This window comes from Streptomyces sp. NPDC004721 (assembly GCF_053601495.1).
This window is the reverse complement of sequence record NZ_JBSGBZ010000041.1, coordinates 1-25,148: the sequence shown is the minus strand read 5'-3', so window position 1 is coordinate 25,148 and position 25,148 is coordinate 1. Positions and strand designations below refer to the sequence as shown.

General features: G+C 69.5%; 27 protein-coding genes and 3 pseudogenes. 21 read left to right on the top strand and 9 right to left on the bottom strand.

All coding sequences use genetic code 11. From position 1 onward, the window contains the following. Positions 1 to 166: 166 nt before the first annotated feature. The gene (locus tag ACWEK3_RS30015) at positions 167 to 670 is read right to left on the bottom strand and encodes a MarR family transcriptional regulator (RefSeq protein ID WP_453251048.1); all 504 of its coding nucleotides are present in this window, start codon (positions 668 to 670) and stop codon (positions 167 to 169) included. An 86-nt stretch (positions 671 to 756) separates the two neighbouring features. Between ACWEK3_RS30015 and ACWEK3_RS30010 the strand changes: the two genes are divergently transcribed. Together ACWEK3_RS30010 and ACWEK3_RS30005 are read left to right on the top strand one after the other, a co-directional pair. Further along, the gene (locus tag ACWEK3_RS30010) at positions 757 to 1,629 is read left to right on the top strand and encodes an alpha/beta fold hydrolase (RefSeq protein WP_453251023.1); all 873 of its coding nucleotides are present in this window, start codon (positions 757 to 759) and stop codon (positions 1,627 to 1,629) included. A gap of 43 nt (positions 1,630 to 1,672) precedes the next feature. After that, positions 1,673 to 1,824: pseudogene (locus ACWEK3_RS30005) on the top strand (IS5/IS1182 family transposase); the annotation flags it as partial. Positions 1,825 to 1,986: 162 nt separating this feature from the next. Here the strand turns inward: ACWEK3_RS30005 and ACWEK3_RS30000 are convergent. Further along, a complete protein-coding gene (locus ACWEK3_RS30000; RefSeq protein ID WP_450543594.1) occupies positions 1,987 to 2,916 on the bottom strand; it encodes a helix-turn-helix transcriptional regulator in 930 nt (309 codons plus the stop codon). A gap of 56 nt (positions 2,917 to 2,972) precedes the next feature. Here ACWEK3_RS30000 and ACWEK3_RS29995 point away from each other — a divergent pair, with 56 nt between their 5' ends. Both ACWEK3_RS29995 and ACWEK3_RS29990 read left to right on the top strand, forming a co-directional pair. Continuing rightward, positions 2,973 to 3,443, top strand: a complete 471-nt coding sequence (locus tag ACWEK3_RS29995) for a hypothetical protein (RefSeq protein ID WP_453251022.1) — start codon at positions 2,973 to 2,975, stop codon at positions 3,441 to 3,443. Beyond that, entirely contained in the window at positions 3,440 to 3,994 is a 555-nt protein-coding gene (locus tag ACWEK3_RS29990) for an NIPSNAP family protein (protein ID WP_453251021.1), read from the top strand. The genes ACWEK3_RS29995 and ACWEK3_RS29990 overlap by 4 nt, the downstream gene beginning before the upstream one ends. 66 nt (positions 3,995 to 4,060) lie before the next feature. Here ACWEK3_RS29990 and ACWEK3_RS29985 read toward each other — a convergent pair whose 3' ends face one another. After that, positions 4,061 to 4,453, bottom strand: a complete 393-nt coding sequence (locus ACWEK3_RS29985; RefSeq protein ID WP_450543589.1) for a YbhB/YbcL family Raf kinase inhibitor-like protein — start codon at positions 4,451 to 4,453, stop codon at positions 4,061 to 4,063. A gap of 508 nt (positions 4,454 to 4,961) precedes the next feature. On the opposite strand from ACWEK3_RS29985, the gene ACWEK3_RS29980 reads away from it, so the two are divergent. The 3 genes from ACWEK3_RS29980 (at position 4,962) to ACWEK3_RS29970 (ending at position 7,825) form a co-directional block, all read left to right on the top strand. After that, on the top strand, positions 4,962 to 6,074 hold the full coding sequence (locus ACWEK3_RS29980; RefSeq protein WP_453251047.1) for a molybdopterin-dependent oxidoreductase: 1,113 nt from the start codon (positions 4,962 to 4,964) through the stop codon (positions 6,072 to 6,074). Continuing rightward, positions 6,071 to 6,496 (top strand): hypothetical protein, encoded by a 426-nt coding sequence (locus tag ACWEK3_RS29975; RefSeq protein ID WP_450543587.1) that lies wholly within the window; start codon positions 6,071 to 6,073, stop codon positions 6,494 to 6,496. The genes ACWEK3_RS29980 and ACWEK3_RS29975 overlap by 4 nt, the downstream gene beginning before the upstream one ends. Before the next feature lie 276 nt (positions 6,497 to 6,772). Beyond that, positions 6,773 to 7,825 (top strand): NAD-dependent epimerase/dehydratase family protein, encoded by a 1,053-nt coding sequence (locus ACWEK3_RS29970; RefSeq protein WP_453251020.1) that lies wholly within the window; start codon positions 6,773 to 6,775, stop codon positions 7,823 to 7,825. Positions 7,826 to 8,016: 191 nt separating this feature from the next. Here the strand turns inward: ACWEK3_RS29970 and ACWEK3_RS29965 are convergent. Continuing rightward, positions 8,017 to 8,250, bottom strand: a pseudogene (locus ACWEK3_RS29965) (DNA-binding response regulator); the annotation flags it as partial. A gap of 151 nt (positions 8,251 to 8,401) precedes the next feature. Between ACWEK3_RS29965 and ACWEK3_RS29960 the strand changes: the two are divergent. The 5 genes from ACWEK3_RS29960 (at position 8,402) to ACWEK3_RS29940 (ending at position 13,964) form a co-directional block, all read left to right on the top strand. Beyond that, complete coding sequence (locus tag ACWEK3_RS29960) at positions 8,402 to 9,130, top strand: glycosyltransferase family 2 protein (protein WP_450543585.1); 729 nt, start codon at positions 8,402 to 8,404, stop codon at positions 9,128 to 9,130. Then, on the top strand, positions 9,127 to 9,780 hold the full coding sequence (locus tag ACWEK3_RS29955) for a TIGR04282 family arsenosugar biosynthesis glycosyltransferase (RefSeq protein WP_453251019.1): 654 nt from the start codon (positions 9,127 to 9,129) through the stop codon (positions 9,778 to 9,780). The genes ACWEK3_RS29960 and ACWEK3_RS29955 overlap by 4 nt, the downstream gene beginning before the upstream one ends. A 65-nt stretch (positions 9,781 to 9,845) precedes the next feature. Beyond that, complete coding sequence (locus ACWEK3_RS29950; RefSeq protein ID WP_450543581.1) at positions 9,846 to 10,631, top strand: methyltransferase domain-containing protein; 786 nt, start codon at positions 9,846 to 9,848, stop codon at positions 10,629 to 10,631. Between the two features lie 71 nt (positions 10,632 to 10,702). Then, entirely contained in the window at positions 10,703 to 12,166 is a 1,464-nt protein-coding gene (locus ACWEK3_RS29945) for a glycosyltransferase 87 family protein (RefSeq protein ID WP_453251018.1), read from the top strand. Positions 12,167 to 12,518: 352 nt separating this feature from the next. Continuing rightward, positions 12,519 to 13,964, top strand: a complete 1,446-nt coding sequence (locus ACWEK3_RS29940) for a Gfo/Idh/MocA family protein (RefSeq protein ID WP_384440043.1) — start codon at positions 12,519 to 12,521, stop codon at positions 13,962 to 13,964. A gap of 237 nt (positions 13,965 to 14,201) precedes the next feature. Here ACWEK3_RS29940 and ACWEK3_RS29935 read toward each other — a convergent pair whose 3' ends face one another. After that, positions 14,202 to 14,393, bottom strand: coding sequence for a hypothetical protein (locus ACWEK3_RS29935; RefSeq protein WP_453251017.1), 192 nt, complete (start codon positions 14,391 to 14,393; stop codon positions 14,202 to 14,204). A gap of 205 nt (positions 14,394 to 14,598) precedes the next feature. On the opposite strand from ACWEK3_RS29935, the gene ACWEK3_RS29930 reads away from it, so the two are divergent. Both ACWEK3_RS29930 and ACWEK3_RS29925 read left to right on the top strand, forming a co-directional pair. Further along, positions 14,599 to 15,453, top strand: a complete 855-nt coding sequence (locus ACWEK3_RS29930) for an IS5 family transposase (protein ID WP_453251016.1) — start codon at positions 14,599 to 14,601, stop codon at positions 15,451 to 15,453. Continuing rightward, on the top strand, positions 15,450 to 15,854 hold the full coding sequence (locus ACWEK3_RS29925; protein WP_453251015.1) for a type IV toxin-antitoxin system AbiEi family antitoxin domain-containing protein: 405 nt from the start codon (positions 15,450 to 15,452) through the stop codon (positions 15,852 to 15,854). Before ACWEK3_RS29930 ends, ACWEK3_RS29925 begins: the two co-directional genes overlap by 4 nt. A gap of 402 nt (positions 15,855 to 16,256) precedes the next feature. On the opposite strand, the gene ACWEK3_RS29920 is transcribed toward ACWEK3_RS29925, so the two are convergent. Then, on the bottom strand, positions 16,257 to 16,481 hold the full coding sequence (locus ACWEK3_RS29920; protein WP_450547481.1) for a hypothetical protein: 225 nt from the start codon (positions 16,479 to 16,481) through the stop codon (positions 16,257 to 16,259). A 235-nt stretch (positions 16,482 to 16,716) separates the two neighbouring features. Here ACWEK3_RS29920 and ACWEK3_RS29915 point away from each other — a divergent pair, with 235 nt between their 5' ends. Both ACWEK3_RS29915 and ACWEK3_RS29910 read left to right on the top strand, forming a co-directional pair. Next, positions 16,717 to 16,923 (top strand): hypothetical protein, encoded by a 207-nt coding sequence (locus ACWEK3_RS29915; protein ID WP_450547480.1) that lies wholly within the window; start codon positions 16,717 to 16,719, stop codon positions 16,921 to 16,923. A 185-nt stretch (positions 16,924 to 17,108) separates the two neighbouring features. After that, the gene (locus ACWEK3_RS29910; protein WP_453251014.1) at positions 17,109 to 18,287 is read left to right on the top strand and encodes a Cmx/CmrA family chloramphenicol efflux MFS transporter; all 1,179 of its coding nucleotides are present in this window, start codon (positions 17,109 to 17,111) and stop codon (positions 18,285 to 18,287) included. Between the two features lie 519 nt (positions 18,288 to 18,806). Here ACWEK3_RS29910 and ACWEK3_RS29905 read toward each other — a convergent pair. Next, positions 18,807 to 19,706 carry an oxygenase MpaB family protein gene (locus tag ACWEK3_RS29905; RefSeq protein ID WP_453251013.1) on the bottom strand — a complete coding sequence of 300 codons (900 nt, stop codon included), beginning with the start codon at positions 19,704 to 19,706 and terminating at the stop codon, positions 18,807 to 18,809. Between the two features lie 303 nt (positions 19,707 to 20,009). Further along, positions 20,010 to 21,275 carry a helix-turn-helix transcriptional regulator gene (locus ACWEK3_RS29900; protein WP_450547478.1) on the bottom strand — a complete coding sequence of 422 codons (1,266 nt, stop codon included), beginning with the start codon at positions 21,273 to 21,275 and terminating at the stop codon, positions 20,010 to 20,012. Positions 21,276 to 21,428: 153 nt separating this feature from the next. On the opposite strand from ACWEK3_RS29900, the gene ACWEK3_RS29895 reads away from it, so the two are divergent. The 3 genes from ACWEK3_RS29895 to ACWEK3_RS29885 are packed head-to-tail and all read left to right on the top strand — an operon-like array spanning position 21,429 to position 23,587. Beyond that, positions 21,429 to 22,514, top strand: a complete 1,086-nt coding sequence (locus ACWEK3_RS29895) for an S-(hydroxymethyl)mycothiol dehydrogenase (RefSeq protein WP_390729298.1) — start codon at positions 21,429 to 21,431, stop codon at positions 22,512 to 22,514. Next, a complete protein-coding gene (locus ACWEK3_RS29890) occupies positions 22,511 to 23,143 on the top strand; it encodes an MBL fold metallo-hydrolase (RefSeq protein WP_450547477.1) in 633 nt (210 codons plus the stop codon). The genes ACWEK3_RS29895 and ACWEK3_RS29890 overlap by 4 nt, the downstream gene beginning before the upstream one ends. Before the next feature lie 60 nt (positions 23,144 to 23,203). Beyond that, positions 23,204 to 23,587: a VOC family protein gene (locus ACWEK3_RS29885; protein ID WP_361423345.1), complete on the top strand. Its 384-nt coding sequence runs from the start codon at positions 23,204 to 23,206 to the stop codon at positions 23,585 to 23,587. Positions 23,588 to 23,784: 197 nt separating this feature from the next. Here the strand turns inward: ACWEK3_RS29885 and ACWEK3_RS29880 are convergent, their stop codons facing one another. Beyond that, positions 23,785 to 24,246, bottom strand: coding sequence for a pyridoxamine 5'-phosphate oxidase family protein (locus ACWEK3_RS29880; protein ID WP_450547476.1), 462 nt, complete (start codon positions 24,244 to 24,246; stop codon positions 23,785 to 23,787). A 164-nt stretch (positions 24,247 to 24,410) separates the two neighbouring features. Between ACWEK3_RS29880 and ACWEK3_RS29875 the strand changes: the two genes are divergently transcribed. Together ACWEK3_RS29875 and ACWEK3_RS29870 are read left to right on the top strand one after the other, a co-directional pair. Further along, entirely contained in the window at positions 24,411 to 24,545 is a 135-nt protein-coding gene (locus ACWEK3_RS29875) for a hypothetical protein (RefSeq protein WP_450547475.1), read from the top strand. A gap of 288 nt (positions 24,546 to 24,833) precedes the next feature. Continuing rightward, positions 24,834 to 25,148: pseudogene (locus tag ACWEK3_RS29870) on the top strand (ABC transporter substrate-binding protein); the annotation flags it as partial.

The following is a 25,148-nucleotide window of genomic DNA, read 5'->3' as shown; positions in this document are numbered from 1 at the left end:
CCTCACCTACCATGCGCGGATCGGAGGGCGGCCCATTCTGTTAGGGGTTCCAAGAGGTCACGCAGATAGGCGGCAGGCGGGCTCGGCTTGCAGACGGGCCAGGCGCAGGTTCCGTGATCATGGAGTTGCGACTCTCTGTGATCACCGGGCTGTACCTGTGCTGCCATCATGGCCGACCGAACCGCTGTGGGAACGGCTGTGGTGTCGGCGACTTGCTGGCGGTGGCTGCTGGCGTCGACGCCTCGTAGGCGGGAGCGGCTGCTCGAAGTGCAGCGGTCAGATAGCGGTGAACGATGTCCAGTTCACCCGGGGTGAAGTCCTCGGCCGCATCGACGAGGTCGGCGATGAGCGGGCCGAAGAAGGACCAGCCCAGCTCCACGGCCTTCTGCTCCACCGTCAGCATGATGCGTCGCCGGTCGTTTTCATCGCGCTCGCGACGGACGAGCCCCAGGCGCTCCAGCCGGTCGAGCAGGGCGGTGGTGCCCGCCGAATTGAGCCGCAGCGCCGCACCGAGCCGTCCCGGCGTGACGTCGGTGCCCGCCCGGTCGGCGTCAAGCAGGTGGATGAGGGCCCGCAGATCGGTGGGGTGCAGGCCGTTTCGCGCGGCAAACTCGGCGCCGCGCAGATCGAATTCCACGGTCACTGCCCGCAGTAGATGGACCAGCCGCATCGCGGGGTTGTTGTCATTACTCACTGGGCTACTATCTCGCTCAGCGAGAGAATTGGTCAACGAGATGATTCCTCGGAGGGTTCGCCGTGTCCTCATCCCAAGAGTTCTTCTCCGCCTACGACGCACTGCTCGCCCGCTGGCCCACTGGTACCACCGAGATCGACGTTCCCACCCCGTACGGCATCACCCGCGTCCACGCCTACGGCCCGGCTGATGCCACCCCCGTCCTCCTTCTGCACGGCGGCGGTTCCACCGGCGCGGTCTGGTTCGCCAATGCCCCGGCACTCGGCACGCACCACCGGGTGCTGGCCGTCGACATCCTCGGCGACGCCGGGCACAGCATCCCCAGCGGGCGCCCGCTGCGCACAACCACCGACCTGATGGCCTGGTTGGACGCGCTGCTCGACGGCCTCACCGTGTCCCGCGCGCACTTGCTGGGTCATTCCTACGGCGGCTGGATGGCCCTGACCTACGCCCTGCACGCCCCACAGCGGGTCGATCGGCTGGTACTGCTCGACCCGACCCAGTGCTTCGCCAACTTCCGCCCGGGTTTCCTGCTGCGCTCGCTGCCGATACTGCTCCGCCCGACGAAGGCCCGCGCACGCGCGTACCTGGACCGTGAGACGGCGGGCACGGACACCGACCTGGGCTGGAAGCGGCTCTATGCCTCGGCGGTCTCGGGGTTCGGGAACCGGAAACTGGTCGTCGGCCGCCGCCCGGACCCAACGACGCTGAGTGTCCCGCTCCTGGTCCTTCTCGCCGGCCGCAGCGACGCCCACGACGCCGCGAAAGTCGCAGTCCGCGCCCGCAAGGCCGTACCGGACGCCCGGATCGAGATCCTCGCCGAGCTCACCCACTTCGCCATGCCCACCGCCGTGCCCGCGCAGACGAACCGCCGGATCACCGACTTCCTGGCAGACAACCATGAGAGCAAGCCGCCCTGGGCGTGGTTTGAGTAGGATCAAGCGGAGCGGCGCCAGCGCGGTGGAGCGCCCCGAGAGCGCCTTCTACCGGCTCGCACGCTGCTACGAACGCCGCACCAGCGTCATCAACGCCTTCTTCGACCTCGCGGATGCCGTCATCACCGTGCGGAGCAGCATCCGCCGCGTCTGGATCACCACCGCTGGGACGACCGCCCCGCCCGAAGACCATGACACCACACCTATCTGCGCGAGCTCCAAGGTCTTGTCGTCGTCAAGAAAGCTGCACTCCCCAGGTGAAGGGGCGCATCAGGTGCTACACGCTGTGAGGGTGTCGGGTGGGTCGCGAGGGTGCGAGTGGCCGGTGCTCCGGTCGGGAGATCCCTCTACTCGGAGTCACCCCTCGTAGCGGGTGGCCAGGGTCCGTACCGTCTCGGCGATGCGGTCGCGGAGTTCGGCCGGTGCGATGACCTCGACGTCGGTGCCCAGCCGCAGGAACTCTCCGTGGGCGTGGTCGATCGATTCGATGGGCACCCGGGTCTCCGTCCATCCGTCACTCGCGGGTGTCACGCCGATGCGGCGGGCGCCCTCCGGGGTGAGCCGTACCAGAGCCTCCCCGGTGTGCAGCCGGGCGCGGAAGTCGGCCAGATAGCTGTTCCAGTGCGTGACCAGGTCGAACCCGTCCGGGATGACGAACTCTTCCTCCAGGGAGTGGAGTTCGATGATCTGGTCGACCCGGTAGGTGCGGATTCCGGACGGCCCGCTCGCGACCAGGTACCAGCGGCCGGCCTTGAGTACGAGCCCGTACGGCTCCACCTGCCGCTCGATCTCCTCCGGTGCCCGCCAGCGCCGGTACCGCAGGACCACCGCCCGCCGTGCCCACACCGCGCCGGCGACCGCGGCCAGGTGAGGCGTACGGTCGGCGTCGCCGTACCAGCCGGGGGCATCGAGCAGGAAGCGTTCCTGGATCCGCCCGGCGTGCTCGCGCAGCTCCGTCGGAAGGGCGGCCCGCAACTTGAGTTGGGCGGTGGTGAGCGCCTCGCCGAGGCCGAGCTCGGCGGCGGTGCCGGGGAGTGCGGCGAGAAATGCGGCCTCCGCCTCGTCCGCGGTCAGTCCGGTCAGGCGGGTCCGGTAGCCGTCGACCAGTCGGTAGCCGCCCGCATGTCCAGCGTCGCCGTACAGCGGGACACCGGCGGCGCCAAGCGCCTCGACGTCCCGGTAGACCGTACGGACGGAGACCTCCAGTTCCTCGGCCAGCTGCTGGGCCGTCATCCGGCCCCGGTTCTGGAGCAGCAGAAGCAGGGTGACCAGTCGGCTCGCACGCATGCTCCCCAGTATCCACTGACAGTGGATGTCAGTGGAGTTCCCCTAACCTGCGGCGCATGGACGACTTCGACTTCCTGCACGGCTCCTGGAACGTGGCCAACCGCCGCCTCACCACCCCGCTCGGCGGCCCGGGCGCCACCACCTGGGAGGAGTTCCCCGGCCACTCGGTGATCCAGCCGCTGTTCGGGGGTGCCGGGAACATCGACGAGATCACTTTCCCCACCCTCGGCCGCCAGGGCGTGACCCTGCGGCTGTTCGACCACGAAACGCGCCAGTGGTCGATCCACTGGTCGGACAGCCGGACCGGCCGGCTGGATCCCCCGGTGATCGGCGGCTTCACGGGCGACCGCGGTGACTTCCACGGCGAGGACACCTACGACGGCCGCCCGATCCGGGTGCACTTCACCTGGCACCGCCTCGGCCCGGAAGCTGCCCGCTGGGAGCAGGAGTTCTCCGGCGACGGCGGCCGTACCTGGGAGCTCAACTGGATCATGGACCTCACCCGCACCGGGTCGGCCGACGCATGAGCATCGTCGAATTCCGCCAGTACACCCTGCACCCCGGCGCCCGAGAGACACTGATCGAGCTGTTCGAGCGCGAGTTCGTGACCGGCCAGCAGGCGGCCGGCATCACCGTCGGCGGCCGGTTCCGCGACCTTGACGACCCGGACCGCTTCGTCTGGCTGCGCGCGTTCCTCGACATGACGCACCGCCGGCGCGCGCTGGAGGCGTTCTACACCGGCACGGTCTGGCGGGAACACCGCGACGCGGCCAACGCCACCATGATCGACAGCGACGACGTCCTGCTGCTGCGCGGTCCGGGCTTCGCGTCGGAGTCGGGCACTCGCGAGGTGGTCGCGACGGTCTGCCGGCCGTCGGACGCGGCTGCCTTCGACGCGTACGCCGCCCGGCACCTGGGCCCGCGCCATGCGCTGCACCGCACCGAGCACGCCGAAAACGACTACCCCCTCCTGCCCGTACGCGCCGGGGTGGACGTCCGGCTCTGGTTCGGCTCGGCCGAGGCATCACCCTGGCCGATCCGGCGGCTGCGGCTGGAACCCGTGACGACTTGCCGGTGACAGCACCGCAAAGATGCCTCTGACCAGCGAGAATGAGCTGCTCGCGGCCCGCCGGCTCGGCTGCGGTCAGTGCCGCTTGTAGGGGACGATCAGCACCGCGGTGGCATCGGCGTGACTCCGTAGTTCTTTGAGGGTTTGGCTCGGCGAGGTGTTCTGGCCGAAGGACGCCGGTAGGGGGTCGCGGAGCGCGTACAGCGTCAGCTGGTACCTGTGCGTGTGGGCGGCGGGTGGGCAGGGGCCGTCGTACGTCGCCTCGCCGAGGTCGTTGAGGAGTTCCCGGGCGCCGGGCGTCAGGGTGTGCGCCTTCGTTCCCGACGCCGTCGCAGGAAGGCCGACCTGCAACCAGTGAACCTTCTGGTCGTTCAGGTCGACCATGGACAGGGCGAGTTCAGCGGTCCCAATGGGGACGTTCTTGAACGTGAGCCCGGGGGAGTAGTCGTGGGGACTGTCACAGGTCATCAGGGGGAGGAATGCTCCTGACGCGTCGAAACCCTGGCCGCGGCCGAGGGTGAAGGGACCAGTAGGCACCACAGTCGCCCGGGAGACGGTGGTGGACGGGGCCGACGTCGCCTGGGCGTGCCCGGAGTCTGATGAGCAGGCGGAGGTTGTCAGCAGCGCAACTGCGGCAAGCGTGCCCGCGACGAGGAATCGACGCTTCATGCTGGAACCGTATGCTGGCGCTCCCCTGATCGCTCGTACCGGCTCACGGTTTCCTGACCGTCGACGGCCAGCCTGCGTCGGCTGGGTCGCCGCCCCTGCGGGAGACGTCACGGTCGTAGCGAACGTAAGCGGCCAGGGCACTGAGCCCGACGGCGCGCAGGGCGGTGACCGGTGCTCGTTGTGGTCGTCGCTGCTGGGATGCCGGACCTGATGTCCGTCTTCCGTAAGGATTCGGACATTCCGATGCGAGCTCGCGGCGGCTGTGATGGAAGGCATGAGTTCGCGCATTCCTTCGCTCCGTCCGCCGATGTTCAGGGGGCGGTTGCACGACGCCCGCACGGCGACCTCGATCGGGCGGTGGCTGGGCCTGGCGTTCGCGGTGTGCTTCGTCACCGGACTGATCAGCCACTTCCTCCAGCATCCGCCGGGCTCGCTGGCCAACGATCTGCCGAGCCGCCCGGTGTGGGGCTACCGGCTCACTCAAGGCCTTCACGTCGCCTCCGGCATCGCAGCCATTCCCCTGCTGCTGGCCAAGTTGTGGGCGGTGTACCCGCGACTGTTCGCCTGGCCGCCCGTGCGATCGGTGCTGCACGCACTGGAGCGGCTGTCGATCGGGGTGCTGGTGGCGGGAGCCGTGTTCGAGTTGGGCACCGGGCTGCTGAACACGGTGCAGTGGTATCCGTGGCCGTTCTCGTTCGTGCCCGTGCACTACGCGGTGGCCTGGCTGGTGGCCGGGGCGCTGGTGCTGCACATCGCGGTGAAAGCACCCGAGATCAAGGCGCACTGGAGCCGACGGTCGCGCGGAACACTCGCTCTGCCCGCCGAGGATGCATTCGACCGGCGCTCACTGCTGGCCGCGGTGGCAGCGGCGGTCGGCGCGGTCACACTGACCACGGTCGGCCAGTCCTTCACCCCGCTGAAGAGGCTCGATCTGCTCGCGCCCCGCCACCCGGACCACGGCCCGCAGGGCCTGCCGGTCAACCGCACCGCGACCGCGGCCGGCGTCGGCCGGATCCCCGATGACACCTACCGCCTGGTGGTGGACGGGCCACGGCCCTACACGCTGACACTGACAGAACTGCGCGGTCTGCCGCAGCGCGAGGTGGAACTGCCCATCGCCTGCGTGGAGGGCTGGAGCAAGTCGGCGCACTGGACCGGCGTGCGCGTCGCGGACCTGCTGGACCGGGCCGGCGCCCCGTCGCATGCGCGCGTGCGGGTGGTGTCGTTGCAACTCCGCGGCGCCTATCGGGTTTCCGAGATGGGCCACGAATACGCCCGCGACCCGCTCACCCTGCTCGCACTGCGCCTGAACGGGCAGGAACTCACTTCCGACCACGGCTATCCGGCCCGCCTCATCGCACCGAACCGGCCCGGCGTGCTGCAGACCAAGTGGGTCGGCCGACTGGAGGTGCTGTCATGAAGCCGAGGCATGTGAGGGTGAGCGTGACGCGGGTCCTCGCCGGCATGGCCGGACTGGCGCTGATGGGCGTGGGCGCTTCCTTGCTGCTGGACGTACCCGACCCGATGGACGTCCTGGTCTGGCTCGGCGGGGCCCTGGTCCTGCACGACGCGCTCATCGCACCGCTCGTGCTGCTCGCCGGGCTGGCCCTGGTCCGCGGCGGCGTGCGAGGGCCCGTCCGCGGGGCGTTGCTGGCCGCGGGCGCGTTGACGGCCGTGGCCCTGCCGGTGCTGCTGCGCCCGGGACCCACGGCCAACTCCTCGGTCCTGCCGCTGGACTATCCACGCAACTGGCTGCTCACGCTGCTGGCGGTGGCCACGGTCACCATGCTCGCCCTCGCAGTGCGTGGATTCGGCCGGCATCGGCGCCGTCCGCCGTCCTGAATCCACCGACTGGCGGTACGTCTCGCCGTCCTACAGAGGTCTTACGCGTTTCCGCCGGAAGGGTGGTGGCCACCGCATGCACGGGGTAGCGGGGCGGCTGTTTGCGACCGGTGACGAGCTGGGCCGGGCGGGGGCGCATGGGCTGATGGTGGCCTGCTGACGGTGGTGACGTCACGACCGGGCGCATCCCGGTCCGGAGTAATCCGCCTTACGAATCTCTGACGTGGCGGGGCCGCATGGGTCCGTGGACGCATGCCTGGCCCTACCGTCGTCACCATGCTGATCCTGGTCACCGGAGGCGCGGGCTTCATCGGCTCGCACGTCGTCACCGCCCTCACCGGCGCCGGGCACGAGGTGCGCGTGATCGACGCCCTGCTGCCCGCCGCTCACCGCGTCGCCCCGCCGATTCCCGACGGGGTGGACTGGCGGCATGCCGACGTCCGCGACACAGAGGCTGTTGCTGACGCCTTGCGCGGCGTCGACGCCGTCTGCCACCAAGCCGCGATGGTCGGGCTCGGCAAGGACTTCGCCGACGCACCCGACTACGTCGGCTGCAACGACCTCGGCACCGCCGTACTGCTGGCCGGCATGGCCGAATCCCGGGTGCGCCGCCTGGTGCTGGCGAGTTCGATGGTGGTCTATGGCGAAGGACGCTACGAATGCCCGCGCCACGGCGTCGTCCGGCCGGGGCCGCGCCGGGTGCACGACTTGGAGGCGGGCCGCTTCGAACCGCCCTGCCTCCAGTGTGGTGAGCCGCTCGCCCCGGGGCTGGTCGAGGAGGACGCGCCGGCCGACCCACGCAACGTGTACGCGGCCACCAAGCTCGCCCAGGAGCACCTCGCCGCCGCGTGGGCACGGGCGGTCGGCGGGCGGGTTGCCGCGCTGCGGTACCACAACGTCTACGGGCCCGGGATGCCACGCGACACCCCGTACGCCGGCGTCGCCTCCCTCTTTCGCTCCGCACTCGGGCATGGCGAGTCCCCACGGGTGTTCGAGGACGGTGGGCAGCGGCGGGATTTCGTCCATGTCCGGGACGTCGCCGCAGCCAACCTCGCTGCCCTGACCGGGTCGGACGGCCTTCCGGACGGCACCCTGCGGGCGTACAACGTGGGCAGCGGCGAGCCGCACACGGTGGGGGAGATGGCGACCGCGCTCGCCGTGGCCTATGCCGGGCCGATGCCGGTCGTGACGGGGGAGTACCGGCTCGGCGACGTCCGCCACATCACCGCTTCCTCCGAACGGTTGCGCGACGAGCTGGGCTGGAAGTCGCAGGTCGCCTTCGCGAAAGGAATGGCGGAGTTCGCGGCGGCACCGCTGCGCGCCGGGTGACCCGTCATCACGGCCGGCCCCAGTGGCGAGTTCGCGGCTGAGTGCGGCAAGTTCGGCCGTGGGTGTGATGGCGGGCGGTGCGAAGCGGCCGTCGTCGCCGAGGACGCGGGTGGCTTCGGTCAGGGGCCCGGCTCCCGTTCACCACGCTGCGGCCCAGGACGTGCTCGCCGGGACACCCGGGCACAGCAGTTCCTCCCAGTTCGTCGCCTGCCGTGGCGCAGGAAGAACTCCAGCGGAGCGAACTCTCGGATGATCAGGGCGAGTTCGTGACGTTTCGGATAGCGCGGCGGGCGGACGTAGTCGTCCGCGACCTCCAAGCCGAGGATGCGGTCCTCCTCGTCGCCGAGTGCCGTCAGCGTGATCACCGGCAGTGGGCTGTCCTGCCGGATACGGCGGCACACCTCCAACCCATCCATGCCTCGGAGACGGTCGCGTCGTCCTCCACGACGAGTACGCGTTTCACACCGCCGAGTCTCGCACCGGCGTTCGGCCGTCCGAGGGAGCGGCGGCGGACGTCAGTAATCCGTAAGGTCACCAAATCCCTTATGGCCGTTTTGTGTCCGTAGGGTGAGTGAGGTGATTGAGACACTCGTCCCTCCACCTGCTCCCGTTGATGTGGTGCTGCCCTGCCTCGACGAGGCCGAGGCCCTGCCGTGGGTGCTGGACCGCATCCCCTCGGGCTGGCGCGCAATCGTCGTCGACAACGGCTCCACCGACAACTCGGCGGACATCGCCCGCGCCCTCGGCGCGCATGTGGTGCACGAGCAGCGCCGCGGCTTCGGCGCCGCCTGCCACGCCGGGCTCACCGCCGCCACAGCCGACGTCGTCTGCTTCTGCGACTGCGACGCCTCCCTCGACCCCGCTCTGCTGCCCGCCGTCACCGGGCCTGTCCTCGACGGGTCGGCCGACCTGGTCCTGGGCCGACGCCGACCCACCACCCCCCGAGCCTGGCCCCCGCACGCAAGGATGGCCAACCTGGCGCTGGCCCAGATGATCCGGCAGCGCACCGGACTGCGCCTGCACGACCTCGGCCCGATGCGCGCCGCCCGCCGTGAGGCCCTGCTGGCCCTCGGTCTGACCGACCGGCGCTCCGGCTACCCGCTGCAGATGGTGGTCCGCGCCGCCGACGCGGGCTGGCGGGTGGCGGAGAGGGAGGTGCCGTACAGCCCGCGCACCGGCCGCTCCAAGGTCACCGGCACCTGGCGCGGCACCTGGCAGGCCGTACGCGACATGCGCGCCGTCCTCGCCGAACCCCCCGTCACCGCACCGGCCGCCGGCGCGAGTGCCGCAGGAACCGGACGATGAGCGCCCGGCACGCGGTCACGGAGCCGCTCACGCTGCTGGTCATCGCCAAGGAGCCCGTCCCCGGGCGAGTCAAAACCCGGCTCACCCCGCCCTACACGCCACACGAGGCGGCCGCCCTGGCCGAGGCCGCCCTCACCGACACACTTCACACGGTGCTCCAGGTTCCCGCCCACCGCCGCCTCCTCGTCCTCGACGGCTGTCCCGGCCCGTGGCTGCCGCCCGGCTTCGATGTCGTTCCGCAGGTCTCCGGCGCTCTGGACGAGCGGATCGCCGCCGCCTTCGCCCACTGCGGCCATGGGCCCGCCCTGCTCGTCGGCATGGACACCCCGCAGTTGGCCCCGGACCACCTCGCCGGGGTCGGCCGCGACGGCCACGACGCCTGGTTCGGTCCGGCCGCCGACGGCGGGTTCTGGGCACTCGGCCTCGCGGAACCGGCCCGCGCCGAAACCCTCGTACGGGGCGTACCGATGTCCACCGACCGCACCGGAGCGATCCAGCGCGCCCGGCTCACCACGGCGGGGCTGAAGGTCGCCGACCTGGCGGTGCTGCGCGACGTGGACACCGCCGCCGACGCCGCCGAGGTCGCCGCTTGCTGCCCGCCCGGCTCGCGTTTCACCACCGCCCTCCGCCGGGCGGAGGCCGCACGGTGAGCGCCGCGGAGCCCGTCGTTGCCGAACCTGCCGAGTCGGCCTCGCCGGGACAACCCCAGACCCAGATGGCCCAGTCTGCAGGACTCCACCCGTCGACTCGGCCCGCCGACCGGTTCGCGCCCGGGGTGCCAGGCGAGCCGTGGACCCACGATCCCTACACACACGCACTGCGCACCGGCCACGGCCCGCTCCACCTACGCCGCCTGTCGCCACCGGCACATCCGGACGGCCGCGGCGGTTCAGGGGAACTGCTCCCGCTCGATATCGAACGCTGGTGCGCTCCCCCCGATGCCGCCGACCTGGACGTGCTGCACCGCTGCCAGGGGCCCGTTCTGGACGTCGGCTGCGGACCGGGACGCATGGTGGCGGCGCTCGCCGCTCACGGCGTACGGGCGCTGGGAGTGGACGTCAGCCCCGCCGCCATCGCCCGGACCCGGCGCCGGGGAGGAGCGGCCGTACGACGCTCTGTCTTCGCACTCCTGCCCGGCGAAGGCCGCTGGGCCACCCTGCTCCTGATGGACGGCAACATCGGCATCGGCGGCGATCCGACCGCCCTGTTCACCCGCCTGCGCGCCCTCGTCGTCCCCGGCGGGCGCCTGCTGGCCGAGGCCACCTCACACGACGTGGACGAACGCCTCACCGTCCGCGTCGAGGACGCCCACGGCCGCCACGGCCCCTCCTTCCCCTGGGCCCGCCTGGGCACCACCGCCCTGCTGCACGCCGCCACCACCGCCGGCTGGATCCTCACCAACTGCTGGACCGCTGACAACCGCCCCTTCGTCGAACTGCACCGCCCATCGGAGGACTTCGACACGCATTCCCCGGACATCGGAGGAACCGACCAGCCATGACGGATGCCGTCACCCCTCGCCGGTCGCCTTCCGGGCGGGCCAAGCCCCCGCCCGGTCGCCCCGCCGTGCCCATGAGCCGCACCACCGGTCGTGCCCGGGCGCGCATCGCCGTCACCGCCGTGCTCCTCGCCTCACTCACCGCCGTCGTCGCCGACACCGTCGTCGCCGACACCGTCCGCGCCGGCGACAACCAGAGCAACCCAGGCCGCGTCCTTGCCGGGTACGCCATAGCCTGGGCGCTGTTCGCCACCGCCGCATGGGCCGTACGCAAGGTCCCGGCATGCGCGGCGAGCGTCCTGGTCCTGGCAGGAGCGGCCGCCGTCGCCGTCGCGGCCCTCGTCGCCCCGCCCCGCACCAGCGACGACATGTTCCGCTACGCCTGGGACGGCCGCGTCCAGGCCGCCGGCATCTCCCCCTACGCCCATCCGCCCGCCGCACCGCAGCTCGCCGGCCTGCGCGACAACTGGCTCTTCCCCAACCAGAGTTCCTGCAAGGGCTGGGGCCTGCACCGCACCGACACCGGGCTGTGCGTCCGTATCAACCGCCCCACCGTGCCCACCATCTACCCACCCGTCGCGGAGGGCTGGTTCCTCACCGTCCACGCCCTCTCGCCGCCCGGCAGCCGCCACAAGCCGCTCCAGATCGGAGGTGCCGCCCTGGCGTTCGGCACCACCCTCGCCCTGCTCACCGTGCTGCGCCGGCGCGGTGATCCGCAGCGGGCCCCGGCCCGGGCCGCGCTGTGGGCCTGGTGCCCGGCCGTCCCCTTCGAAGCGGTCAACAACGCCCACATCGACACCCTCGGCGTCCTGCTCACCGTCCTCGCCCTGGGCACCGCCACCGCCGGGACCCGTCGCGGTGCACTCCTCGGCGCCGCGATCGCCGTGAAGGTCCTGCCCGTCCTCGCTCTGCCCGGCGCGTTGTCGGGGCAGCGCAGTCCGGCCCGCATCCTCCGCGTGGCATCGGCAGCGGTCGCCGCAGTCGCGCTGGTCTACCTGCCCTACGTCGTGGCCTCCGGCGCCGGCGTCCTCGGCTACCTGCCCGGCTACCTCCAGGAGGAGGGCTACGAAACCGGAGACGTACGACGCTTCGCCCTGCTGCGCCTTCTGCTGCCGGACGACGCCGCGGGCGTGGCCGCGGTCGTGCTGCTCGCCTTGACCGCTCTCTATGTGTGGCTGCGGGGAGACCCCGCTCGTCCCTGGCACGGCGCCCTGCTGCTCAACGGCACCGCGCTGCTCCTGATCTCACCCAACTACCCTTGGTACTCCCTGCTCGTGGTCGCCCTCGTGGCCCTCGACGGCCGCTGGGAGTGGCTGACCGTCACCCTGGCCGGAACCGTCCTCTATCTCGCCAGCTCCCTGCTTCCAGACTTCCCCCTTCAGGCATGGGCGTACGGCACGGCGGCCGCCGTCGTCGTACTCGCCGCCTGCCTGCGCGCCGCTCCGGCACAACGACTGTTGAAGCGACGCCACCGCTCAGCACCGGCTGCTGTCCGACCCGGGCGGCAAGCAGCTACTGATCCCACCGTGCCGAAGTAGCGAGCGGTGATCGGCGCGGGAATCGGGTGCGGTCGCCGGTGCCTCGCTGTCGTTGCCGCGTAGCCCCCTTACGAGGCCCCTCGGTTGGCGCATTCGGACTCAGGCCGGCGGGATCGAGGGTGGTGGAGAGCGAGGCCAGGGACCAAGGGGCACCTCGACAACTGCATCGACCTTCGAAACAGCTCGAGCACGCCAACTGATCATGTTGCCGCACCGGAGAAGTCCAAGACCCGACAGAGTCAAGCTAGGCGACGATGCCAAAAAGTCCAACTGTCTTGCCTCTTGAGTATCCGTCGTACCTCCCGCAGGGTAGCAAGCGCTTGCAGCGAACCCATCCAGCGACGGAGGTCCGATGCACGACGAGAACGCGACACCGGTCCCTGACGACTCCGCCGATGGCTACTCCCGGCGCGCGATGCTGCGTGGTGTCGGCATCGCCGGAGCGGGCCTTGGCCTTGGCGCCTTGACCGGTGGCACGGCACACGCCGACGACGCCCGGACTGTGGCCTCTCTCGCCGCCGACCAGGCCACCGACGCGGCACCCGCCCGTAAGGGCGAGACGATGATCGGGGTGCCGTTCGAACGACGCGGAACTGTGCGGGTCGGCATGATCGGGCTTGGCAACCGCGGCGGCGGCATGATCGACCTGTTTCTGGCGATGCCTGGCGTCCAGGTCGTCGCTCTGTGCGATCCGGTCAAGGAGAAGACCGCGAGAGCCGCGAAGAAGGTGTCGGACGCGGGTCAGCCTGCGCCCGCGACGTACACGAAGGGCCAAGACGACTTCGAGAACCTGTGCAAGCGCGGCGACATCGACTTCGTGTACGTGGCGACGCCGTGGGACTGGCACTTCGAGATGGCGAAGACGGCGATGCGGAACGGAAAGCACGTCGGTGTGGAGTGCCCGATCGCCCTCCAGCTCGATCAGCTGTGGGAGCTGGTCGACCTGTCGGAGCGCACGCGACGGCACTGCATGCAGCTGGAGAACTGCTGCTACGGCCGTAATGAGATGCGGGTGCTGCGCATGGCGCATGCCGGGAAGTTCGGGCGGCTGCTGCACGGCGCCGGCGCGTACATCCACGATCTGCGCGGTCTGATGTTCGATCCGAACTATTACGAGGGTCCGTGGCGGCGGCTGTGGCACACACGGCTGCGCGGTGACCTCTACCCGAATCACGGGTTCGGTCCGGTCGCCAACTACATGGACATCAACCGTGGTGACCGCGTCACCCACATCTCCAGCTTCGGGACGCCCTCGTTGGGGCTCGCCGAGTACCGCGAGGCCAAGATGCCGCACGGCGACCCGAGCTGGAAGGAGACGTACATCGAGAGCGACCGCACGATCAGCCTCGTCCAGACGGCGAAGGGGCGTGTGATCCGGCTGGAGCACGATGTCTCCACACCGCACCCCTACTCGCGGATCAACAGCCTCGGCGGCACGAAGGGTGTCTTCGAGGACTACCCCGCGCGCATCTATATAGAGCCGGACCACACCAACGACAGCTGGGGCGACTTCTCGAAGTACTCCGACTGGGATCACTGGCTCTGGAAGGAGCACTCCAACCCGCCCGGCGGGCACGGCGGTATGGACTACATCATGGTGTTCCGCCTGATGCAGTGCATGCGGCTCGGCCTGGTGCCCGACTTCGATGTGTACGACGCGGCGACCTGGACATCGCCGGTGCCGCTCAGCCATGCATCGATCAAGGCGAACGGCGCGCCCCAGCCGATCCCCGATTTCACCCGGGGCCTGTGGGAGAAGGCACGCTCGGGCGTGGACTCGCAGAAGCCGGAGGCGTGACGCTCTCAGCGAGGTGAGGCCGGCCGCAGGCCCGGCGCGAAGTGGCGCACCGGGCCTGCGACAACTACCTCAGGTCCTCAGTCGGCGTGGAGCACCCCGCATCGCAAGGCGGAGCGTCGCCCGCGTACTGGATGTACTCGGGTGATGCGACAACGCGGCGTGGGGGTACCCCCGGCCGAAGGCTGGGGGAGTGCCGTGCCGGGCGTCGCGAGCCGGTGAACCTTTCCGGTCGCAGCACTAGAAGTGCCCGAGGTCCATCTCCTGGTCCAGCCGTTCCTTCAGCTTCGTGACGTCCTTCAGGAGGGCATCCATCGCGGCCAGGTCCGCCGGATCCGTCTCCTGCGCACCCTCGGACACCCTGTCGGCCAGGTCGCGGAGATCCGCGTAGTACGGATCCCACCCCGCTTCGTCCTGCAGCTGCTGCGCCACGGGAGCCGCAAGCGGCTGAAGCGAGATGAGAGCCGCCTGGCATTGATGGTCAGTGACACAACCACCGGAGAACGTCTCCCCCGCAGTGAAGTTCGTGTACTCAGAGGGCGTTAAGTCCCGTTCCTGATGATGTGGTGTCGCCCGTTCGTGGGTGATGGGACGGTTCCACCCTCGCGTCATGTCGTGTGCATGATGAGGTCGCGGCATGGAACGGATGCCGTACTCAACCGACTTGTCCGACGAGCAGTGGGTGTTGATCGAGCCGCTGGTCACCGCGTGGAAGCAGGAGCGGGTGGCGCGGTCGGCGACCGGGGACCCGGGCTCCTGCGACCTGCGCGAGGTCGTGAACGCGCTGCTCTACCAGAACCGGACGGGCTGTCAGTGGCGGCTCCTGCCCCACGACCTTCCGGCCTGGTCGGCGGTGTTCTACTACTTCACCCTGTGGCGCCAGGACGGCCTTGACCAGCGGATCCAGGAGATCCTGCGCTGCCAGGTGCGGGAGCGGTCCAGACGATTAGAGGACCCGTCCCTGGTGATCATCGACACCCAGTCCGTCCGCGTGGCGGCCGGGGTGCCGAAGAAGACGACGGGACTGGACGCGAACAAGAAGACACCCGGCAGGAAGCGGGGACTCGCCGTCGACGTGCTGGGCCTGATCATCGGTGTGGTGATCCTCGCCGCGAGCGCGCACGACAACGAGGCCGGCATCGCCCTGCTGGACCAGGCGGCCGAACGGTGCGGGATGCGCCTGGAGAAGGTCCTGGTCGACCAGGGCTTCAAGGACGCCGTGATCATCCACGGGGCGGTGAAGGACATCACCGTCGAGGTGGTCCGACGCAACCTGGACGACGAGGGCAAGGGCTTCGTCCCGCAACCGAAGCGGTGGGTGGTCGAGCAGGTCAACGGCACCCTCATGCTGCACCGGCGCCTCGCCCGCGACTACGACCACCGACCCGACAACGCGGCCTCCCGCGTTTACTGGGCCTCCACCGCCGGCATGCTCCGCCGCCTCACCACCCCCGCCCCCACCTGGCGGGACGACGTGGAGCTGGCCGCGTGAGCGTCAGCGAGCTCCTGCGGCTGCTGCAGACCGAACACGATGAGACCGCAGCCCGCGCCGACCATCTGCGCGAGCAGATCGAGCGGCTCACCACCGCCCTCGCCGAGACCGAGGCCCGCCTGGCCGAGCTCGCCGCCACCCGCAAGGTCATCGACGGCCTCACCCCTCCCAACCACGCAACGGCCCCCGCGGAGACCGCCACCGCCACCGTCTACCAGCGCATCGTGACCGCATTCAACGAGCACCCCGGAAAGGTGTTCCGCGTCCGCGACCTGCACGAACACCTCGGCCTGCCCACCGACGAGCCCTCGATCAACGTCACCCGCTCCCGCCTGGGACGACTCGTCCGCCAGGGACTCCTCGAACAACCCGGACGCGGCCGCTACCAGAAACGGACTTAACGCCCTCTCAAGCGCAGCAGATTTCGTCGCCCTCATCGCATCCGGCTTCGCCATCGGGGCCGTCGCCGCGTCGGGCTTCACCGCCGGGGCCGTCGCCGCATCCGGCTTCGCTTCCCTGGTCGTGCTCGGCTTGGCCGCCTCCCCGCTGCACGCCGTGATCAGAACCAGTGCCCCACCCACGGCCAGCACGGACATGCCGCGGCCGGCCCACCTTCGGATCTTCATGCGCGGGAACGTAGCACTCCTTCGGCGACGAGTCGTTCCCAATCGAGGATCGAGGATCGAGGATCGAGGATCGAGGATCGAGGATCGAGGATCGAGGTCGAGGACCGAGCGGCACCGCAAGACCACGGCCACGACAGGTCTCAGGTCCGTCTCCGCAAGGGAAGGGCCGCTCCAGTGTCAATCCGTCGCCGGCCACACTTCGGGCCCGCCGCCGTGCCACTCCACCAGGGGCGACATCGCCACGTCCAGTTCATCCAGTTCGTCCAGGCCTTCCAGGCCGGCCCGCGCCATGAAGACTGACAGGTCGTGCAGGCTGTACGCCGTTCCGAGGACAGTCCCGTCGGTACGCACCTGCCGGCCGCCGCCCTCCCCGGGCGGGTTCACGATCACACGAGCAGCCATGCCACCATCCTGCGGCCGGGCCGTGCGGGACGCATCGCGGCGTGGAGCAGTCGAGGTACCCGCGCAGTATCGGGCCACCGTCTTTGGGGGCGACGTGGATGGTGCGGAAGATCTGGCCTCCGACGTCCCCCATGGTTAACCGGCTGTGTCACCGAGGGCGGCAGCCAGGTCGAGGTTGCGGCGGCGTAGATCGTCGGCCTCCCCGCCCTGCGGCCGGGTGGACAGGAGGATCGGCGTGCCGGCCGTCACCGCAGGGCAGAACGTGCCGGACCGCGCCAAGAGCCCATCCCTGGGCCGTGCACGCGCCGTGCGCGCCTGGGACGCGCTGGAGGTGTGGCTGGAGCAGACGGATACCAAGGCCTGGATGTTGCGGGACATGAAGTTGGTGACACGGGCCGATGCCGGGGAAACCGAGGTGCCTCGACGGGCATCGGTCGGGTAGCGTGCGGGCCATGTCGAGTCCTGAGTCAGACAAGGTGGGGGCTTTCGGTCACGCCGCCAGCCCTCTGGACCACTGAGTTCGTAGTCCTGTCGTCGCGCCGCATCCTGCGGTGGGACGAGTCCCTCAGGGCTGGCCGCGGTGACGAGATGACCTTCTCGTGCTTCTCCTCGCCTCGGAGCCACTCGATGCCTCTCCCGTTGTATCTGCTTGCCGTGGCGGTCTTCGCCATGGGCACCTCGGAGTTCATGCTCGCCGGCCTCTTGCCGGACATTGCCTCGGATCTCGACGTCACAGTCGGGACCGCAGGCGTGCTCACCTCGGCCTTTGCGATCGGCATGATCGTCGGCGCCCCTCTAGTGGCCGCGCTGGCCCGCAACTGGCCCAGGCGCTCCAGCCTTCTCGGGTTCATCCTCGCTTTCGCGGCAGCTCACGCAGTGGGCGCCATCACCACGAGCTTCGCGGTCCTGTTCGCTACCCGGCTCGTCGCCGCACTCGCGAACGCCGGGTTCCTTGCCGTCGCTCTGACGGCTGCCGCCACGCTGGTCTCGCCCGACAAGAAGGGACGTGCGCTGGTCGTGCTGCTGTCAGGCACGACGGTGGCCACGATCGCCGGTGTCCCTGGTGGCTCGGTACTCGGCACGTTGCTCGGCTGGCGGGCCACATTCTGGGCTGTCGCCGCTCTCTGCCTGCCTGCAGCTCTCGGCATCCTGAAAGGGATCCCAGCGGGACGTGCGAAGAAAGAGGCGACTGGCAGGCCGGCCTTGCGAGCAGAGCTCGCCCAGCTCACAAGGCCGCGGTTGATCCTGGTGATGCTGCTGGGCGCGCTGGTGAACGCGGCAACCTTCGCCGGCTTCACCTTCCTCGCCCCCGTCGTGACCGACACCGCCGGGCTGGGCGAGTCGTGGATCTCGGTCGTTCTGATGCTCTTCGGCGCCGGTTCCTTCATTGGTGTCACTACCGCCGGCCGGCTGTCCGACCAGCGCCCCGGTCTGGTCGTCGCAGTCGGTGGCCCGCTGCTGCTCATCGGCTGGCTGGCCCTGGCGGTGCTGGCCAACGAGCCGGTCGCCTTGTTCGCCCTCGCGTTCGTGCAGGGCGCGCTGTCGTTCGCGTTGGGCAGCACGCTGATCACGCGGGTCCTGTATGAGGCCGCGGGAGCCCCCACCATGGCCGGCTCGTATGCCACCGCGGCACTCAATGTCGGCGCCGCCGTCGGCCCCCTCCTCGCCGCGATGACCCTCAGTACCGCGGTCGGGAACCTCGGGCCGCTGTGGGCAAGCGGCCTACTCGTCGCGGTCGCACTACTCATCGCGTTCCCCCTCCGCACCGTGGTCGCGGCAGGCCGAAGCGCCGAGGTGCTCCAGTGACGCACGCGAACGCTCCCTTGACCATCGAGTGACGTCGAACGCTCGTGGAACGCTGCCGAAGCCGTCCGATCGTCGGTGCGCAGTAGCAGCATGTCTCCGAGTTCGAGCACGAACGTGACGGCGTGGGAAATGGCGGGCGCCGTGCTCGCACGTTTCTACTACCAAGCCGGCATGCGCGTCGACGGCTCGGTCGGCGGCGGATTCTGGTGGCACTTCGCTCGGGAGGCGCCCCAGGAGTCCGGGCTGGTGCGGGCGGTCAGTTCTGTCGTACCGCGTCCGGCCCGCGCGGTATCGGGAAATACGGTCAGCCATGCGCCGCCCCGCTTTTGCTCGGCCAGGCCAGGCTCTCCGATATCACGCAGGGGAGCGGTCGCCGCACGCTCGGTGGCCGCCGTGCGGTGGTTGACCCGGTCCCTGTCCCGGTCGCGTGCGGGCGCCGGCGCCGCGCATCTGCCAGGCAACGAACCACGAAGAAGTTCGATTCGGCACAGCGGCGGCATACAACCGCCGCGTCACCCGTCAGGCATCCACCGGCGGCACCGAGGCCAAGCGGCGCTGCGCTGCGGCTTGGATCTCGGAAGGACCGCGTGCCCATTCGATCGTGCGGCCGACCACCGTCGCCACCGGCCGGTCCCAGCATGAGCGGACCGCCGCCGGACGACGTATGCCGAGTTCGGCCCGCCCCCAGTCCGGAAGGAGCCCGACCGCGGCATTCATCAACAGACGCACGACCAGCCGCTCACGCCCGGTCCGGCCGAAGCCCCGGAGAAACCGCACGGAGTCCGACGCGGCTCGGGTGGCACGGAGTTGGGGGCGTATGCGGTCCAGGTAGCGCTCGACCTCCTGAGCGTTGCACGGCACCTGCTCCGCGCCCAGCATCTCGGCGACCGGGGCGACCTGGCGGTAGTACGCGTCGCACTCGGCAGGCGTCAGCCGCAACCGCTGCGGCGCGTACGTCTGGTAACCCGCCAGGAAGCAGCGCACCTCGGCGATGTGCACCCAGGTCAGCAGTTCGGGGTCGTCCGCGCGGTAGGACCGGCCGTCCGGGGCGGTGCCGCGCACCCGGGTGTGAATCCGACGCACCAGGGCGATCGCCTCGTGCGCGGCCGGCGCGGAGCCGAAGGTCGTCGTGGTGACGAACCGCGCAGTGCCGATGAGCCGGCCGACCGGGTCGGACCGGAAATCCGAGTGCTGGTCGACCCCGGCCATGGCCAGAGGGTGCAGTGACTGGAGCATCAGCGCCGCGAACCCGCCGATGAGCATGCCGGTCGGATGCCCGTGCACCCGCCAGACAGGACCGCCCGGGACGATCCCGAGCAGCCCGGGATCACCGGCCGGACCCTCGTACCGCTCCAGTTTGAGGTCCCCACCATGCACGGTCGCCTTGAGCTCCTCGGCGATCCGGGTCCTCAGGCCCACAAATACCTCCGCGATCCGATGCAAACCGCCCCAGCATTGCCATTCTCTCCGGTCGAAGCGACGACGGCCTGGGAGGTGGCCACGACCCCGACCATGCTTCCGCCCGCACCGGGTGTGACCCCACGGCCCTGCGTCGCCGCCTGCTGCGCCTGTCCGTAAGTCTGTGGTGGTACCCCTGCTGGAAGACCGTCCCCTCGGTGCCGGCGGCGCGCATCGAGCTGCGGCAGCCGGCCCGCACCCGGACACCGGGGCGTACTCGCCGTGGGTGCGCGTCGGCCGGGACCGTGCGGCGTCCGGCCCGGTCTAATGCGGTGCACCCGGGTTGGTGCCGGCGGCGAGCGCGGCTGCCTCTCCGCGCGAGGTCACGTCCAGTTTTCGCAGCAGGCCTGCGACGTGGAACTTGACGGTGCTCTCCGTGATGCCGAGCTCGGCCGCGATCGCCTTGTTGCGTCTGCCCTGGGCGACCAGGTGGAGCACCTCGCGCTCGCGGCGGTTGAGGGCTGCCAGACGCGTCTCATCGCTCCGATTGGCGGGAGGCTCGAGAGGGAGAGCGATTGTCGCGTGGCTGCCCCATCCCGGGACCGCGTCCAGGGTGACCGCGGCACCCAATGTCTGTGCACGGCCGTCGAGTTGCCGCTGCAGGGCCGGCACGTCGAGTTTTCCGGACTCCTGGTCACGTACGTCGACCACCAGCGAGGCGCCCGGGCAGCTCCAGGCGATGCGCAGGCGAGTCAGGTCAGGCTGGGCGATGAAGGCCAGCACGGTGGCGCGCGTCATCGCACGTGCCGCGTAGGCGATCTCGCCCGGCAGCGGGCGTCCGTCCTTCGGCGGGGCCACGAACTCGATGTGCGCCTCGTGATGGCGCAGCATCTGCCGGAGGTCCTTGCGCAGCGTCGCGAAGGCCGCATGGGCAGTCTCCTGCGACAACTCCTGGTCGGACTTCTGCATGGAACGCAACGCGATCAACGCGGCGGACGCCGTATCGGTGGCAGCCAGTCGCGCCCTGGCGTCATCGAGCCCGGACGAGCGCAGCGTGGACAGAACGGCCACGAGCGAGGTCTCGTGTGCAGCCACCATCTCCGTGATGGTGCGCGCCCGTTCGCTGGACGCGGCACGGGACTCTGCCAGGTAGTCGGGACTGGCCTGGGCGACCTGCTGCCGGATCGATGTCGCCACGATGCCGAAGACCGCTGACAGCTCGGCCGGATACGGGACCGGCCTCTGAGAACCCTGCGGAACGAGCAGGAGCAGCGTGTCCCCCCGGTCCCGCACCGTCCACACCGAGCGCTGAGCACCACCGATCCCGGCAGTGGTGCTCAGCGCCCGGCCGGGCTCGACGACCCGCTTGAGGTCTTCGAGCTCATCGATGGTGACCTTGTGGATCAGATCGGCGGCTCCGGCGACCTTACGTGGACGTCCCGTGCACTCGCGAGTGAAGATCACGAGCGCTGCGTGCGGCCACCGGTGGGACAGGAGCCGGGAGAAACGGGGAGCGATGTCGTGCAACGGGCCGTCGATGACTTCCCGCAGCGTGAGAAGTCCATCGGTTGAGGCCTGCGGATCTGGCATTCCGTCGACCCTACACTCTCCACTCGCTGTTCGAAGGTCGAGGATTTCCTGTCCACAAGACCAGGCTGCCGATGATCGCCACAGGGTTAGGTTCGCTGAGGCATGCACCGGATTGCATGCGCTTGTATCCCGAACGACGAAGGAACAGTTCCGATGCCTCAGCAGGTCCGCGGCGTGATCGCCCGTTCGAAGGGAGCTCCCGTCGAGCTCACCGACATCGTGATCCCGGACCCGGGTCCGGGCGAGGTCGTCGTTGCCGTGGCGGCGTGCGGGGTCTGCCACACCGACCTCACCTACCGGGACGGGGGGATCAGCGACGACTATCCCTTCCTGCTCGGACACGAGGCGGCCGGCACCGTCGAGAGCGTCGGAGCAGGCGTCGACTCCATCAAACCCGGCGACTTCGTCGTCCTGAACTGGCGGGCGGTGTGCGGGCAGTGCCGCGCCTGCAAGCGCGGACGCCCGCAGTACTGCTTCGACACGTTCAACGCCGCCCAGAAGATGACCCTGCTCGATGGCACAGAACTCAACCCCGCCCTGGGCATCGGCGCATTCGCCGACAAGACCCTCGTCCACGCAGGGCAGTGCACCAAGGTGGACCCCTCCGCAGACCCCGCGGTCGTCGGCCTCCTGGGATGCGGTGTCATGGCCGGACTCGGGGCGGCGGTCAACACCGGAGCCGTGAGCCGGGGCGACTCGGTGGCGGTGATCGGCTGCGGCGGCGTGGGCGACGCCGCGGTCGTCGGGGCCCGACTGGCCGGCGCCTCGAAGATCATCGCTGTCGATCGAGACGACCAGAAGCTCACATGGGCCCGAGAGCTCGGCGCGACCCACACGGTCAACGCGACCGACCAGGACATCGTCGCCGCGGTCGCGGAACTGACCGGCGGCTTCGGCGCCGATGTCGTCATCGACGCCGTGGGCCGCCCCGAAACGTGGAAGCAGGCGTTCTACGCACGCGACCTCGCAGGGACCGTCGTCCTCGTCGGCGTCCCCACCCCGGACATGCGCCTGGACATGCCGCTCCTCGACTTCTTCTCCCGCGGCGGCAGCCTCAAGTCGTCCTGGTACGGCGACTGTCTGCCCGAACGGGACTTCCCCATGCTCGTCGACCTGTACCAGCAAGGCCGGCTGCCGCTGGACAAATTCGTCACCGAACGCATCGGCCTCGACGCGGTCGAGGAAGCCTTCCACACCATGCACACCGGCAGCGTGCTGCGCTCGGTGGTGGTCTGGTGAGCGGCGCCCTGCGTATTGAACGCGTTGTCACCAGCGGGGTCTTCGCACTCGACGGGGGCACGTGGAACGTCGACAACAACGTCTGGCTCATCGGCGACGACCACGACGTCGTCGTCGTGGACGCGGCCCACGACGACGCCCCGATCGTGGAAGCGGTGGGCAACCGCCACGTAGCAGCGATCGTGTGTACCCACGGGCACAACGACCACATCTCGGTCGCGCCCCAACTTGGCGACCGCCTTGACGCCCCGGTCCTGCTGCACCCGGCAGACCGACAACTGTGGGAGATGACCCACCCGAGTCGAACGTTCCGGGAGATGGTCGACCGCGAACGCATCGCCTTGGCGGGGACGACCCTGGAAGTGATCCACACCCCCGGACACTCGCCCGGCTCGGTCTGCCTCCACCTGCCCGAGGCCCACGCTCTGTTCTCCGGCGACACCCTGTTCGCCGGTGGACCAGGGGCAACAGGCCGATCGTTCTCGGACTTCCCGACGATCATCACGTCCATCCGCGACCTACTGTTCCCCCTGGCCGAGAACACCCTCGTCCACACTGGACACGGAGACACCACGACCATCCAGGAAGAAGCACCCCACCTGGATGAATGGATCCGCCGCGGGCACTGAGCCCTCGCCCCCGGCGCAACTCGCTGGCGTTTGGCGTGGAGATCAGGAAAGCTCGCGCGCATGGTCTCGGTATTGCAGAACGTGGCGATCGACTGTGCGGATGCCTACGAGTTGGCGCGGTTCTGGAGCAGTGTGACTGGCCGTCCGCTGCATCCGGAGGACAGACCGGGTGACCGGGAGATCCAGGTGCTGCTGGCGGAGGGGCCAGTGCTGTACTTCAACCAGGTGCCCGAGGCCAAGACGATCAAGAACCGGATCCATCTGTGTTTGCGCCCTGAGACCTCGCGCGATCAGGAGGTGGACCGGTTGCTGGGCCTCGGTGCCACCTTTGTCGCCGATCACCGGAATCCCGATGGTTCAGGCTGGGCGATCCTCGCTGATCCCGAAGGCAACGAATTCTGCGTTCTGCGCAGTGAGTCCGACCGAGCCGCCATGAATTCGTGACGCTCACGCGCCGTCCAGGCCGCTCTCGAGCACTGGACGCCCCTCCACTGAGGAGCAGATTCCCCACCCCGAAGGGTGGGGAATCTGACGGTGCTACCGGCTGGGACTCGTCCGGCCGATCATGTGACTGGTCCGGATCCAGTACTCCAGCTGTAGACCGTGATCCGAGAGAGGCGCGCGTCGGCGAGGGACGGCCGTTATTCCAGCCACATCCCGTCGCGCATGATGACTCTCCCGCGTAGTTCCGGCTCGCCACGCCAAGCGCGCACAGTCCTCGGGATCACGCGTACATACAGAAAGGAACCCTCTTCCACGCGTGGATCCCACCCGAACTTGTCGGCGAACGCCTCCGCTGCGCCTCCGGGCACCTCCTGGTCCGGGAAGTACTCTGCCTCACCCTGGAGGAGCACCACGTCGAAGGTGTCCGGTAGCGACAGGCGCACGCGCGGCTCTTTGCGGACGTTTCGCGCAGTCACGGAAGTGGCGCTGGTGCACATCCACACTGCTCGCCCATCCCACAAGAACCACAGCGGCACCTGGTGCGGCCCGTGATCAGGGTGAGCCGTCGACACCCATACATCCCGCTCGGTAACGAGCCGCTCCAGAGCGTCGCGCATACGCTCCGCCGTCTGGCGACGAACGATTCCTGTGGTCTCCATGAGGACCGACCCTAGCCAAGCAAGCGCGAAGCGCGCCTGAGGCGCAGGACCTACTCCCAGCGACCGATGAACCCCTCAGCTTTTGGCTTGGGGCGACCAACTTCGGCGCTCAGGGTGGCCGGCGGAAGTGCTCAGTCACACTTGTCTCCGGTAATGGCTGGCTCGTGATCGCGCCTGGTGGCTGCGTCGCCAGGTGGCTGCCACATGACCGACCGGACAAGACCTGGGCGGGGGAGGAAGTCAAGTTCTCCCACACCGAACAGCAGCTCTCCGAGACCGACGAGAAGATGGTGATCTAGGCGTTCGCCACGGGGCGCTTCGCGCGTGGTCCGACAGTGAACGACGTCGATTGACGCAGCGCAAAGCGCCGTAGAGGGGTCATAACAGGCCTGGTGCTCGGCATGCCCACGACGAAGAACTCGAATCGAGACCTTGAAGGTGTGGTTCGTTCCCGTCGGCATGGAGATAGTTAGGCGCGTAGAGCTCGGATCAACGAGGGGCCACCTGACGATCTCAGGCACCGGTAACGGTGATGCGTCGTGTGCCCCTCCATGCGGTGAACCAATGGACTCATGAGGAGGAGCCCCATGCGTGGTGCCAAGAGCGCCAAGTGGGTTGCGATGGCCGCGGTTGTGGCACTGGGCGCGACGGCCTGTGGCGGCGGTGGCGGTGACGTCGACAAGGGCAATGGCGACAAGGTCGCGATCGACCCGAGCGGTAAGTTCTCCATCGAGGTCGGCGAGCCGCAGAACCCGCTGCAGCCGGCGAACACCATGGAGTCCAACGGCAGCATTGTCATCAAGTCGGTCTTCTCCGGGCTCGTCGACTACGACCAGAGCGGCAAGACCGTCTACGTCAATGCCCAGTCGATCGACTCGACGGACAACAAGACCTTCACGGTC

Coding starts and splice junctions, on each gene's coding strand:
- ACWEK3_RS29940 (WP_384440043.1), top strand. CDS start 12,519: ATGCACGACGAGAACGCGACACCGGTCCCTGACGACTCCGCCGATGGC.
- ACWEK3_RS29895 (WP_390729298.1), top strand. CDS start 21,429: ATGCCTCAGCAGGTCCGCGGCGTGATCGCCCGTTCGAAGGGAGCTCCC.
- ACWEK3_RS29980 (WP_453251047.1), top strand. CDS start 4,962: ATGTTCAGGGGGCGGTTGCACGACGCCCGCACGGCGACCTCGATCGGG.
- ACWEK3_RS29945 (WP_453251018.1), top strand. CDS start 10,703: ATGAGCCGCACCACCGGTCGTGCCCGGGCGCGCATCGCCGTCACCGCC.
- ACWEK3_RS29955 (WP_453251019.1), top strand. CDS start 9,127: ATGAGCGCCCGGCACGCGGTCACGGAGCCGCTCACGCTGCTGGTCATC.
- ACWEK3_RS29950 (WP_450543581.1), top strand. CDS start 9,846: ATGGCCCAGTCTGCAGGACTCCACCCGTCGACTCGGCCCGCCGACCGG.
- ACWEK3_RS29900 (WP_450547478.1), bottom strand. CDS start 21,275: ATGCCAGATCCGCAGGCCTCAACCGATGGACTTCTCACGCTGCGGGAA.
- ACWEK3_RS29990 (WP_453251021.1), top strand. CDS start 3,440: ATGAGCATCGTCGAATTCCGCCAGTACACCCTGCACCCCGGCGCCCGA.
- ACWEK3_RS29970 (WP_453251020.1), top strand. CDS start 6,773: ATGCTGATCCTGGTCACCGGAGGCGCGGGCTTCATCGGCTCGCACGTC.
- ACWEK3_RS29910 (WP_453251014.1), top strand. CDS start 17,109: ATGCCTCTCCCGTTGTATCTGCTTGCCGTGGCGGTCTTCGCCATGGGC.
- ACWEK3_RS29920 (WP_450547481.1), bottom strand. CDS start 16,481: ATGGCTGCTCGTGTGATCGTGAACCCGCCCGGGGAGGGCGGCGGCCGG.
- ACWEK3_RS29880 (WP_450547476.1), bottom strand. CDS start 24,246: ATGGAGACCACAGGAATCGTTCGTCGCCAGACGGCGGAGCGTATGCGC.
- ACWEK3_RS29995 (WP_453251022.1), top strand. CDS start 2,973: ATGGACGACTTCGACTTCCTGCACGGCTCCTGGAACGTGGCCAACCGC.
- ACWEK3_RS29975 (WP_450543587.1), top strand. CDS start 6,071: ATGAAGCCGAGGCATGTGAGGGTGAGCGTGACGCGGGTCCTCGCCGGC.
- ACWEK3_RS30000 (WP_450543594.1), bottom strand. CDS start 2,916: ATGCGTGCGAGCCGACTGGTCACCCTGCTTCTGCTGCTCCAGAACCGG.
- ACWEK3_RS29885 (WP_361423345.1), top strand. CDS start 23,204: ATGGTCTCGGTATTGCAGAACGTGGCGATCGACTGTGCGGATGCCTAC.
- ACWEK3_RS29985 (WP_450543589.1), bottom strand. CDS start 4,453: ATGACCTGTGACAGTCCCCACGACTACTCCCCCGGGCTCACGTTCAAG.
- ACWEK3_RS29930 (WP_453251016.1), top strand. CDS start 14,599: ATGGAACGGATGCCGTACTCAACCGACTTGTCCGACGAGCAGTGGGTG.
- ACWEK3_RS30015 (WP_453251048.1), bottom strand. CDS start 670: ATGCGGCTGGTCCATCTACTGCGGGCAGTGACCGTGGAATTCGATCTG.